Below are 13,379 nucleotides of genomic sequence, written 5' to 3'. Positions count from 1 at the left end.
ATCTATACATACATGTAATGTAATGTGCGATATTGTATATTTAAATAATTACTGTATGTAAAATGTTATATTCTTTGATGGAATATATAATTGGAGGAAACATTATGAATAAGAATTTAAAATTTACTCAAATGATGATTGGGATTAGTACGGTGGCATTATCATTTGGAAGTATTCAAACACAGGTATCAGCAGAAGAAAAAGTACCCTATAATATCTTACAGATAAAACCAATTGGGACAGAAACTTCAAAAGATGAAATCGTACATGCTACAAAAACTGACGAAACATTGACTTTTGAAGAGCGTTTAAAAGTAGGCGATTTTTCACAACGTCCTACTCTGGTTATGAAACGTGATGAAATTCAATTAAAGCAAAGCTACTCTCTGGCAGAACTGAATAAAATGCCTGATAACGAACTCATTGACACACTCTCAAAAATTTCTTGGAATCAAATTACTGATTTATTTCAATTTAATCAAGATACGAAAGCATTTTATCAGAATAAAGAACGCATGAACGTTATCATTAATGAATTAGGACAACGAGGAAAATCGTTTACTAAAGAGGACTCAAAGGGCATTGAAACATTTGTTGAAGTACTACGTTCTGCTTTTTATGTGGGATATTATAATAATGAATTAAGTTACTTAAAAGAGAGAAGCTTCCATGACAAATGTTTACCAGCATTAAAAGCAATTGCAAGAAATCCCAACTTTGCATTAGGTACAGCCGAGCAAGATAGGGTAATAGCTGCGTATGGAAAATTAATTAGTAATGCTTCTAGTGATACTGAAACAGTGCAGTATGCGGTAAATATTTTAAAACACTATAATGATAACCTTTCTACGTATGTAAGTAATTATGCAAAAGGACAAGCTGTATATGAAATTGTAAAAGGAATTGATTATGATATACAGTCTTATTTACAGGATACGAATAAGAAACCTAATGAAACAATGTGGTATGGAAAGATTGATAACTTTATAAATGAGGTTAGTAGAATTGCTCTCGTGGGGAATATAACAAATGAAAATAGTTGGTTAATTAATAATGGCATTTATTATGCAGGACGTTTAGGGAAATTTCATAGTAATCCAAACAAAGGATTGGAAGTTATTACACAAGCGATGAACTTGTATCCTCGTTTAAGTGGAGCTTATTTTGTAGCAGTAGAACAAATGAAAACAAACTATGGTGGAAAAGATTATAGTGGAAATGCAGTAGATTTACAGAAAATACGTGAAGAAGGGAAACAACAATACTTACCTAAAACATATACATTTGATGACGGATCTATTGTCTTTAAGACGGGAGATAAAGTAACAGAAGAAAAAATTAAGAGATTATATTGGGCAGCCAAGGAAGTAAAAGCACAATATCACCGTGTAATTGGTAATGATAAAGCACTAGAACCGGGAAATGCTGATGATGTACTAACAATAGTAATTTATAATAATCCAGATGAATATCAATTAAATAGACAATTATATGGATATGAAACAAACAACGGTGGAATTTATATTGAAGAGAAGGGGACTTTCTTTACATATGAGCGTACGCCAAAGCAGAGTATTTATAGTTTAGAAGAGTTGTTCCGTCATGAATTCACTCACTATTTACAAGGAAGATATGAGGTTCCTGGTTTATTTGGAAGCGGAGAAATGTATCAAAATGAACGATTAACTTGGTTCCAAGAAGGGAATGCAGAATTTTTTGCAGGATCTACACGTACAAATAATGTTGTTCCGCGTAAAAGTATGATAAGTGGCTTATCATCTAATCCAGCAAGCCGTTATACAGCAAAGCAAACTTTGTTCTCAAAATATGGATCATGGGACTTTTATAAGTATTCCTTTGCACTACAGTCATATTTGTATAATCATCAATTTGAAACATTTGATAAGCTTCAAGATTTAATCCGTACAAACGATGTGAAAAATTATGACTCATATCGTGAATCATTGAGCAACAATACACAATTGAATGCAGAATATCAAGCGTATATGCAGCAGTTGATTGATAATCAAGATAAATATAATGTACCGCAAGTAACAAATGATTATTTAATTCAACACGCACCAAAGCCGCTAGCTGAAGTGAAAAACGAAATTGTGGATGTAGCAAATATAAAAGGTGCCCAAATTACAAAATATGAGTCGCAATTCTTTAATACATTTACCGTGGAAGGCAAGTACACAGGTGGTACATCAAAAGGTGAGTCTGAAGATTGGAAAGCGATGAGTAAACAAGTAAACCAAACTTTAGAGCAGTTATCCCAAAAAGGTTGGAGTGGTTATAAAACAGTTACAGCCTATTTCGTAAACTATCGTGTGAATGCAGCTAATCAGTATGAATATGATATTGTTTTTCATGGTGTTGCGACCGAGGAAAAAGAAAAAACGACTACTATAGTAAATATGAATGGACCATATAGCGGGATAGTAAATGAAGAAATTCATTTCCATAGCGATGGTACAACAAGTGAAAACGGAAAAGTTATTTCTTATCTATGGAACTTTGGAGATGGTACTACAAGTACAGAAGCGAATCCTACCCACGTATACGGAGAAAAAGGAACCTATACTGTGGAACTAACTGTGAAAGATAGTAGAGGAAAAGAAAGTAAAGAACAGACAAAAGTTACTGTAAAACAAGATCCGCAAACAGGTGAATTCCATGAAGAAGAGAAGATACTCCCGTTTAATACGCTTGTAAAAGGAAATCTGGTTACTCCTGATCAAACAGATGTTTATACGTTTAATGTTACAGATCCAAAAGAAGTAGATATTTCTGTGGTAAATGAACAAAATATTGGGATGACATGGGTACTTTATCATGAATCAGACATGCAAAATTATGTAGCTTGTGGTGAAGATGAAGGAAATACCATAAAGGGGAAATTCGAAGCGAAACCAGGAAAATATTATTTAAATGTTTATAAATTCGATGATAGTAATGGTGAATATTCATTATTTGTAAAATAAATTCATATCCGATATGTATAAATGCTTATCAAAAAACAGTTACTGTAATTAAAAAGGACAGTTAAATGAAATAAGACCGTTCCTAATTATAGGAACGGTTATAAACTTATCATGTGCTAGAGGTCAATCCGAATGGCATGGAATACCTTCTCTAAACAGTATAGACATGAAAATTAACAAGTATACGTAATGATGGCAAACAACAAAACGAAACGGTTACCCTATATAAAAGCGTAACCGTTTCGTTTTGTGACAGTGGTTCATTTATGCATATTAAAAACTAGGAGGTGAGACACAATGGAAAACAATAATAGTGGAAGCAGTAACGAATTATTAGTTCGTGGTGCAGACGCAACAGCTCGTTCAAATGGATCTGTTGGTGGTGAAATCACAAAACGTCTAGTAGCAATGGCTGAACAACAACTTGGCGGTGGATTTACTCGCTAATTATAAAGTACATGGATGAAAAGGAGAGATTATATATCTCTTCTTTTTTATTGGAAAATATCTGAGCAGAGTCTTTTCAGGAGATTTAAGTAAAAGGTCAAACACCTTCTCTATATAGCATGCGGTAACCTAATAGTTAGGAATTCATCATTTTGGAACATACATAATACTAAAAAGCAGTTAGCAAAAGCTAACTGTCATAAGAACATTACATCTATGAATTTAAGGAGTACACATAGTATGCATGAAAGTTTCAAATTTATGTAACTAAAATTAAAATAGAGCAGTTATTTGTAGCAACTGCTCTATTTAATACAACCTGGGTAAGAAGCAGGTTGTAATGTTTATTATAGATGAAATATTAGTTTTTATTCAGAAGTTGAATTACCTTAATTTATTATGACTGTGTCTTGGTCTACAACATCACTATCAAACGTGTTTGGTGCACAAACTCCATTAAAAGCATTCACAATGAACCAACAGTGGCGGCACTCGGACCATAGTACCCTTTTGTATTTTCTTTTGGAGAAACATTACAAAAATCCCCTATATTTATTAAAGTATGTATTTTGAACAAGAAGTTTAGGTATAAAAGTTGGCATAGTACTCACCTGCTTCGTAAGTGAGTAGTGAACTTACTCGCCACTTAGCAAAGCTTGAAGTGGGAGCTTCTCAGTTCCACGACGAAAGTAACCTTTCGTCTCCCTGAGCGTTACTTCGGGGTGTTCCATCCCTAGATGTCCAAAGCATGGATGCTCTGTTGGTACGGTTGATATTTTACGCAGGAACCGAATGGCTTGGTTTTCGCACTCTATTTTCTTCCTGCAACCTTCTATATCAAGTTATCAAAGAACTTCATATAGCAAGTTTATCAAAAGTTTTTGGCTATGCCAAACCAAAAGTCATCTCCCACCTATCGTAGGGCTACGCCCTTCACACGCTTGAGGAAGGAGAATTCTTTCGGGGAATACGTTAAAAGTAATATTTTTGAAAAAAATGATTAGGTGTATTTTTTAGTAATTACAGTAAAAAGAGCAGCTAGCAAAAGCTAACTACTCGGTAACCAATTTGTTCTAAAACAGGTTAGTTATATTTTGGACAAATTATTAAAAAATATACAACATAGAAGAAAACATAAAAGAGCAGTAATCAATGTTAACCGCTATAATAAACACCAAAATAAGGGAAGAATATTTTTTTTAAACTCTTAAATAAACTACTATTAAGTAATTACAATATTTAAAAATAAAAAATGACCTTTGTTAATTACAAAAATTATTTTTTATACCAATTTTATTTCTTAATTGTTTATTACATTTAATAATATAAATAATTTTATTAAAATAAACGGGGAAAGGAAAATTAATCCAACTGTTGCACATATTGAAGAGTAAATCCAAAGGGAGAAGTGTAGAAAAAAGAATGACAAACAAATTATTAAAAATCATTATTACGTAGGGGGAAATCTGTAGATAAAATTATAACGTTAATTTGAAATCTTTTTCATCTTTAACTTATTATTCTCAAAATGATATAAATCCTCCAAATAAAAGGGGAAATCAAATATGAAATCATCGATAGATAGTATTCAAAAAAGTAAAAGATTAAAAAATCAACAAAAGGATGAGAAAGCAACATGGAAATCAATGTCTATGTTTCTAGTTCCCTTGCTTTTAAGTAACATTTTACAATCAGTTGGACAATTATTTGGTATGGTGGTAGTAGGGCGATGGCTTGGTGTGAAAGAATTAGCTGCCATTTCAGCATTTTTCCCACTATTCTTCTTATTGGTTTCGTTTGTAATTGGAATTGGATCAGGTAGTTCGATTTTAATTGGTCAGGCATTTGGTGCCCGTAATGAAGAGCGTTTAAAAGCCATTGTTGGTACGACGTTGACATTTACCTTTATAATAGGAGTTATTTTGGCAATAGTGGGAAATGTATTTGCTCTGAACATTATGCGTCTTATGGGTACGCCAGAAAATATAATTGATATGAGTGTGCATTATGCACGTATTTTATTTATTTCTATGCCAGTTTTATTTCTATATTTCTCCTATACAACGTTTATTAGGGGTACAGGAGATTCTAAGACACCGTTTTATTTCTTAATTGTTAGTACAGTCTTAAATATAATTCTATTACCTATTCTAATTTTTGGTTGGCTAGGAATACCCAAACTTGGTGTGTACGGAGCTGCTTATGCTTCTGTTATCTCAACCATTGTAACATTTATTGTTATGCTTATTTATTTAAAGAAGAAGAATCATCCACTGCAATTAGATGAGACCGTACGGAAATATCTTTGTATGGATTGGGAATTGTTAAAACTATTATTACGCCTTGGAATTCCAGCCAGTATTAATATGATTCTTGTTTCATTATCTGAGATTGCAGTAATCGCATTTGTGAATCGTTTCGGTTCTGATGCGACTGCTGCATATGGGGTTGTAAACCAGGTTGCAAGTTATGTTCAGATGCCTGCAGTCAGTCTTGGAATAACAGTATCCATTTTCGCTGCGCAATCCATTGGTGCAAAGCAAGTTAATCGATTACAGGAAGTTATTCGAGCTGGAATCGTTATGAACTATATAATTGGTGGTATATTAATTGCTTTTATTTACTTGTTTTCAAGAGAAATCTTATCGTTATTCTTAACGAGCTCGAATACAATCAAAATTGCACATAGTTTGGTGATGATTACACTTTGGAGTTATTTAATTTTCGGCCATGCTCAAATTATTGGTGCGACAATGCGAGCAAGTGGAACTGTATTATGGCCCACTATTATCGGTGTTGTATCGATATGGCTTGTAGAAGTCCCAGTTGCTTATTACCTTTCTTATCATACAAATCTTGGTATAAAAGGAATATGGATTGGATATCCAGCTGCATTTATTGTAAGTTTACTTTTGCAATATGGATATTATAAATTTTCATGGAAAAAGAAACGAATTTCACGACTTGTTAGTTAGGATAGAAGGTGAAAAGATATTCCCTTATAAGTTGTCAATTTTAGGGGGATGGTTACGACATCATCAAGCTAATAAAACCAAGTTACCCTCAAACGGGGTATCTTGGTTTTATATTGTAAATTCAATATCACTCATTTACAAATTTAGTTAGTAACCAGAGTCTTCTGAAGTAAGATTATCTATCATTTTATAATCGTATTTTTGCAATGGTTTTTCAGCAGGCCCTTCAAGTACTTCTCCTGTATACGAGAATCGTGAACCATGGCATGGACAATCCCAAGAACGTTCACCATTGTTCCATTCAACTTCGCATCCGATATGAGTACAAGTTGTATCTACAATATGAAGTTTACCTTCTGCATCTTTGTAAGCTCCTTTTCTATGGCCATCAATATCAATGACGGCTCCTTCATCGTTAGATAAATCATGAATACATTTTTGAGGAATCTCTAACTTTCCTTTAATTAAGTGACCAACAACATTGGCATTTTCGACTAAGAAATTCTTTAAACTAGGATTCATGTGGAAACGAGAGGGAGTATATAATTCCCGATATTTGCTTTTTTCCTTTAATATGATGTCTCGGAATAAAAGAGCAGCTGCAGTCCCATTAGTCATACCCCATTTTCTGTATCCAGTAGCAATTAATATATTTCTCTGATCGGAGGTGATTTCTCCGATATAAGGAATTTTGTCTAGTGTAATTAAATCTTGAGCTGACCAACGGTATGCAATATTTTCAAGCCCAAAAACTTGTTGCCCGAATATTTCCAAGGCTTCATAATGTTTTAGTGTTTCTCCGCCTTGTCCCGTTTTATGACTTTCTCCAGAGATAAGAATAAATTTTTCTCCATTGATTGTTGTAGAACGGAGAGAGCGTGTCGGTTCATCTACACTAATATACATACCTCCTGGATAATCTGTTTTTATTCTAGCAGCAATTATATAGGAGCGATCTGCATGCATTCTTGTAGAGTAAAGTCCTGCGCCTTCATAAAAAGGGAAATGGGAACAAGAGAGAATATACTTTCCTGTAATTTGAGCTCCTCCACGGGTAAGAACCACAGGTTGCTCGCCTGTTTTTATATTTACTGCTGTGGTATTTTCAAAGATGTATCCACCTTTTTCTGTAATTATATTTGAAAGATGGGCTAAATATTTAAGGGGATGGAATTGTGCTTGATTTCTCATAACAAGTGCATTGTGTATTTTTAAGTTAATAGGAAGTTTGTTTACAAGTTCGCCTTCAATACGAAGATCTTTATAAGCTTCTGCTTCTTTTTCTAACTTAAATGCGTATTCTTCTGTTGTGGAATACAGATAAGCATCTTGTTGAGTGAAATCGCAATCAATTTGATGTTTATTAATTGTGGCTTGAATGAAATTTAAAGCATCTATGTTTGCTTCGTAATACAATCTTGCGGTAGTTTTTCCAGTATATCTGATAAGCTCGTCATAAATCATATCATGTTGAGCAGTAATTTTAGCTGTCGTATGTCCAGTCGTTCCATTTAATAATTTGTCTGCCTCTATAACAGCGACTTTTAGGCCTTCATTTACTAAAAGATAGGCAGAAGTAATGCCAGTAATTCCTCCTCCTACAATAATAACATCGACTTGCATGTCATTTTCTAAGGAAGGGTATTTTGGTAAATCGATACTGCTCGTCCAATAAGATTCGGCATTATGGGGTAATATTCCATCGTAATTATTGTTATTTGTCACTATAAATCCTCCATCCAATGGTTTATAGATCTATTATTTCCATTTATTAGAGAGGTAAACTTTGAGTTTAGAAAACAGCAAATTGTGGCTGGGTGGCATGTTCAATTTAGATGTGATTTTGTGTGAATAAAAGTAATTTGTCTATAGTAAATATCTTTAATTAACTATCATGTTCAGAAAGATAAAAAGTAGAAGATCCACATGGTGAAACAAGATACTTCTTATGTTTGCCTTATGAACCGGAGGGTATTTTTTCTCTATTCTAGACATTGTGTTGTCCTTAAATAAAGTTTAATCAAATTAATACTAAATAATCTTGATAAACAATCATAGAAAAGAGCGTGTTTTGAAAAAGGTAAATCAAAACACGCTCTTAATATTTTCAGTTGTTTTATTCTTTTATAACAAAGTTTAATCATTTCCTATCTGTATGACTATATTATTAGACTCTTTCCTTTAATAAGTTTAAAAGTTAATGTGGAGAATTCAAGTGCTTATAAGGAATACTTAGCTAACTGTTCACCCCAAGATGATAATTCAGTTTCAATAAATCCTGCTTTTTTATATACAAATTTAGCTGTAAGGTTTTCAGGAGCATATCCAATCATTATTATAGAAATGTTTGCGTTATTATTTCTTCTTATCTCATCAATAACCAGATATATAGCTTGTTTTCCTATACCTTTCCCTTGAAATTCTTCATCAATCATAAGTCTATAAATCCAATAATTTTTATCATCAGGATCTATCCCAAACATAGTAAATCCAATCATTTTCTCATCAAAATAAATACCTTTTGCATAGAAATTATCTAGAAATTGAACTTCTGCGATAGAGTAAAGGTTGGATGCAATAAATGTTTGTTGTTCTTTTTTAACAGATAATCTAATTGCTTCTTCCCAATTACTTTTGTCAATTGGCTTTAAATAAATTTTTTTCAATCTGATACTCTCCTTCTAATATTAAAGGGGAACCACGTAGTTTATGGGCTATTGGAACGTTATCCCCTTATTTTTTCGCCCAATCAAATAGAAATAATTTCTCATCGACAACTCCTCCTTAAAGGTATAGTTAAAAATACGTTATTATACTCAATATAATTATATTCTTTTCTCTATATTTTTTTAAAGACCTTATTATCCATATCAAATTTCACTGTTAACTTAATAACGGTTATTCAATTAAATGGTTCTGTAACGGAATAGTTTATTGTCATTCAACAATTCCTTAATTGCTCTTTCACTACCAGAAGATGTTCTTTTCATTATAAATATGCTCTTTATATCATCAAAAAGGAAGAAAGGTGCAATCATAATTCTAAATAACTGTTAATATAACGATATTTAATAGATTTTGACACATTTAATATGTTTAAGGTTTCTTCAAAAGGTGCTCTTTTTTAACTTTTAAACCTTATCTCAAGCTTAAAATTGTTTTGAATTATACAAAATGTATCGCTTAATAGCGACATGTTTTTACATTAGTTAATTGCGTTTGATATACTGCTTTGGCTCAGTGCAACGGATAATGGGTTCAATTAAAGGGTATTATCAAAAAGAATACTATAAAACAATTTAAGAAATAGATAAGGGGTGAACAAGTGGTGGAAAACATGATAAATGAGGATAATTTGGGTTTACAAAGGCAACCTTCTCAAAAAACGGTTGGTCAATATTTATTCGATTGTTTAAAATTGGAGGGCATTAACGAGATTTTTGGTATTGCAGGGGACTATAATTTTACACTTCTTGATACTTTAGAGTGTTATAAAGGTATCCGCTTTATAGAAGGGCGGAACGAACTAAACGCGGGCTATTCTGCAGATGGCTATGCAAGAATTAAAGGGATGTCCGCTCTTATTACAACTTTTGGAGTTGGAGAACTCAGCGCTTGTAATGCTATAGCCGGAGCTAATAGTGAGCATGTACCAATCATTCATATAGTGGGTGCGCCTCCCGAAAATGATCAAAAAGAGCATAAGCTGATGCATCACACTTTAATGGATGGGAATTTTGATGTTTTTCGCAACATGTATGAGCAAATTACTGCATACAGCACGGTGCTTACGCCTGAAAACGCTAAAATTGAAATTCCAGCCGCAATTCAGATTGCTAAAGAAAAGAAAAAGCCTGTATATCTTGTTGTGGCCGATGATTTAGTCACCAAGCCGATTAAAAATCGTGTAGAGCCAACACCCCAACGCCCAACATCCAATTTGAAAACTCTTCAAGCTGCGGTCAATCATGTCCATAAGCTACTAAATCGTGCACATCGACCAGTTATACTGGTGGATGTGAAAACCATGCGTTTCGGTCTTCAAGCGGCAGTTCAACAACTGGCAGACACCATGAATGTTCCTGTTGCAACGATGATGTACGGAAAGGGAGGATTCGACGAAACCCATCCAAATTATGTGGGAATGTACTTAGGATCTTTTGGAGATTCTGAAGTTCAAAGTAAGGTAGAAAATGCAGATTGTATCATCGCAATTGGTATGGTATTCGCAGATACTAATACCGCGAGTTTTACCGCAAAACTAAACCAGCGGATAACCGTCAATATTCAACCGGATATGGTTAAAATTGCTGAGGCAGAGTATTCGAATGTTCTTGCAGCTGACATGTTACTTGCAATACAGAATGTGGGTTATAAGGGGCAAGGCTTGGTGGAAAAAATGTCATTCCCTTACGACCAATTAAATACTAACACCGATGCCCCTCTAATAGCGGCCAACTATTATCCACGTTTTCAGCAGATGCTGAAAGAGGAAGATATTGTAGTTGTCGAGACTGGTACATTCTATAACGGAATGGCAGAGGTGAGACTACCGAGCGATGTAATATATATTGGGCAAGGCGGTTGGCAGTCCATCGGTTACGCAATCCCTTCGGCGTTCGGTGCTATTATGGCTGTGCCTGAACGCCGAGTGTTGCTGTTTACAGGGGATGGAGCCTTACAACTGACAGCCCAAGAAATCAGCACCATGCTTTATTATGGATGCAAGCCTATAATTTTTGTCTTAAACAATGATGGTTATACGATTGAAAAATATTTGAATGTAAAAACAAAAAATCAAAAGTACAACAAAATTCCTCAATGGTCTTATACTAAGCTAGCGGAAGTTCTTGGAGGTGATGCGTTTACAGCTACAGTCCGTACCTACGGAGAGTTTGATCAGGCAATAAACCAAGCTGAAATAGAAAGTACTAAAAAACTCTGTATTATTGAAATGATTGTAAAAGATTCAATGGATGCACCTAGATATATGAAAAAAATGCGCAATTATATGGAGAAGCAGGAAATGCAGCGTACTCAGCAATAGTATTGAATAGATCAGGAAGATAAGTCTAATTTTTTTAGAGGAATTCTGAAAAATTGTTAGGTGTATTTTAAGATATAAAGTTGATGAATGTTCGATATATTAGGAAGAAGCGTGTTTTGAAGAAGATAATCATAACACGCTTTTTTTATATTCAATTGTCGTCCCGTATTTGATACTAATAGCACAGTCCAAATCATATTCTTATAATAGAAAGGGGTGTAAAGTTAATTGATAAAAGTAAAAGTTCGTTTACAACCCATTGTAAGTAAGATAAATCTACCCACCGTTTTAAGAACAACTATACTTCCAGGTGAATCAATTGAAAGATTATTTATTGCAACCCAAGTAGGAGAAATCTTTTACATAGGAGACGGAGAAATAAGAACTTTTTTAGATATTCGTTCTCGAATCATAAAATTAGGGAAGTCTGAACAAGGTGGATCTGGCAGTGGATATGATGAAAGGGGATTGCTAGGGCTAGCGTTTCATCCACAATTTCATTATAACGGTTTGTTTTATCTTCATTATTCATTGGCTGGAACACAAGGACCGGGCGCTCTTGCTGAACCTTTTAAGCCTAATCCATGTAACCCCAAAACGTTAAATTTAAGGTGGATAAACAGGGAAACTCAATATGATCATATTGATACCGTAGAAGAATGGATTTTACAACCGAATGGTCAACCTCAAAAAAGACGTACATTACTTAATATAAGAAGGCCATTTCTTAATCATAATGGAGTTAATAGCCTAAGTTTTTCACCTGAAACTGGAGCACTTGTTTTAACAACTGGAGATGGTGGATCAGGCTATGATCCATTTAATTTAAGTCAGGATGATATGGAGATAGCCGGTAAAATAATTGAAATTGATGTAGCTAAGAATACACTTATCAATAATCCTCCTGTAGTCACACGTTTTGATGAACTTCCCTCATCTATTCAGGAAACTCTTACGGTAATTGCTAAAGGCGTTCGTAATATCACAGGTATTTCATTTCAAGGGTCTTATAATCAGTATATTAAATATGTGGGAAATGTTGGGCAGGATTTGGTGGAATCAATTTTTTCATTTGTTCATTATAGACCTATACCAGTCACTCAACTTGTTCAAGCTTCTTTAATGATGAGATCTACTTCTGACCAAGACGGATTTATTAACTTTGGTTGGCGTGGATGGGAAGGGAATTTTCCTACTTCTTTTATAAGACGCTGTTCTTCAACTCCCACTTTAGATGAGAAAACAATAGCTTATTATAATGAAACAGTTAAAACCTCAATGAAGCGGCTTCAACCATTTATTAGTTATTTTCATAAAGGTTCAGGGCCTGATAAGTTTGATGGAACTGCGCTTACAGGTGTCCAACCATATATGGGGAATGGAATCCCGAATTTAACTGGAAGTATTGTGTTTACCGATCTTGCTCGGAAGGAAGAATCTAACTCCCCAGTTAGAGGGAGTTTAGCCTATACTCGTCGTAGTATAGATGGTAAATTAAATGATTTTAGTGTTATTGAAACCGATTATAATTTTGGATCTCAATCAGCTTATTATGTTAACTTGGGAACAAACCTAAATCAAACTAGATTATATTTAGGGGTTTATGAATCTACAAATGTGACTGATTTGAACAAAGGTACTATTTTTGAAATTGTTCTATAAAACATTATCATAAAAATTCAAACGGTAAGGTATGTTATATCTTTATGAAAATAAAGAGAAGGCATTTCAAAATAAATATAATTGCGAATTTAGAAAAAGGGTATTCAGCAATATTTTGCAAAATTTACGTTCATGAATTTATAGTAATACCAATTGAAATAACTGCTATTTAAAAATATTTTCAGAGGAGTAATCGTTCTCGCAATTTTATTATAAAGGGAATACCGCATAAAACACGCGGGAATGAATAGTATAGAAAGT

6 protein-coding genes and 2 pseudogenes are annotated in these 13,379 nt (G+C 33.7%); 5 read left to right on the top strand and 3 right to left on the bottom strand.

Annotated elements, in window-relative coordinates:
* The first annotated feature begins 104 nt into the window (after positions 1-104).
* Together colA and DN404_RS08205 are read left to right on the top strand one after the other, a co-directional pair.
* The gene (gene colA, locus DN404_RS08210; RefSeq protein ID WP_149214963.1) at positions 105-2,987 is read left to right on the top strand and encodes a collagenase ColA; all 2,883 of its coding nucleotides are present in this window, start codon (positions 105-107) and stop codon (positions 2,985-2,987) included.
* Positions 2,988-3,329: 342 nt separating this feature from the next.
* Positions 3,330-3,434: pseudogene (locus DN404_RS08205) on the top strand (small, acid-soluble spore protein, alpha/beta type); the annotation flags it as partial.
* Positions 3,435-3,823: 389 nt separating this feature from the next.
* On the opposite strand, the pseudogene DN404_RS08200 reads toward DN404_RS08205, so the two are convergent.
* Positions 3,824-4,036: pseudogene (locus DN404_RS08200) on the bottom strand (spore germination protein).
* 1,044 nt (positions 4,037-5,080) lie between these two features.
* On the opposite strand from DN404_RS08200, the gene DN404_RS08195 reads away from it, so the two are divergent.
* The gene (locus DN404_RS08195; protein WP_370512800.1) at positions 5,081-6,409 is read left to right on the top strand and encodes an MATE family efflux transporter; all 1,329 of its coding nucleotides are present in this window, start codon (positions 5,081-5,083) and stop codon (positions 6,407-6,409) included.
* Positions 6,410-6,556: 147 nt separating this feature from the next.
* On the opposite strand, the gene DN404_RS08190 is transcribed toward DN404_RS08195, so the two are convergent.
* A complete protein-coding gene (locus tag DN404_RS08190) occupies positions 6,557-8,134 on the bottom strand; it encodes an FAD-dependent oxidoreductase (protein WP_149214961.1) in 1,578 nt (525 codons plus the stop codon).
* Positions 8,135-8,628: 494 nt separating this feature from the next.
* Complete coding sequence (locus DN404_RS08185; protein ID WP_149214960.1) at positions 8,629-9,075, bottom strand: GNAT family N-acetyltransferase; 447 nt, start codon at positions 9,073-9,075, stop codon at positions 8,629-8,631.
* A 662-nt stretch (positions 9,076-9,737) separates the two neighbouring features.
* On the opposite strand from DN404_RS08185, the gene DN404_RS08180 reads away from it, so the two are divergent.
* Both DN404_RS08180 and DN404_RS08175 read left to right on the top strand, forming a co-directional pair.
* Positions 9,738-11,456 (top strand): alpha-keto acid decarboxylase family protein, encoded by a 1,719-nt coding sequence (locus DN404_RS08180; protein ID WP_149214959.1) that lies wholly within the window; start codon positions 9,738-9,740, stop codon positions 11,454-11,456.
* Positions 11,457-11,684: 228 nt separating this feature from the next.
* Complete coding sequence (locus tag DN404_RS08175; RefSeq protein ID WP_149214958.1) at positions 11,685-13,118, top strand: PQQ-dependent sugar dehydrogenase; 1,434 nt, start codon at positions 11,685-11,687, stop codon at positions 13,116-13,118.
* Positions 13,119-13,379 lie beyond the last annotated feature (261 nt).

The organism is Bacillus sp. TE8-1, assembly GCF_008368855.1.
Taxonomy (GTDB): Bacteria; Bacillota; Bacilli; order Bacillales; family Bacillaceae_G; genus Bacillus_A; species Bacillus_A cereus.
The sequence above is the reverse complement of the archived record's forward strand: the minus strand, read 5'-3'. Positions and strand labels throughout refer to the sequence as shown.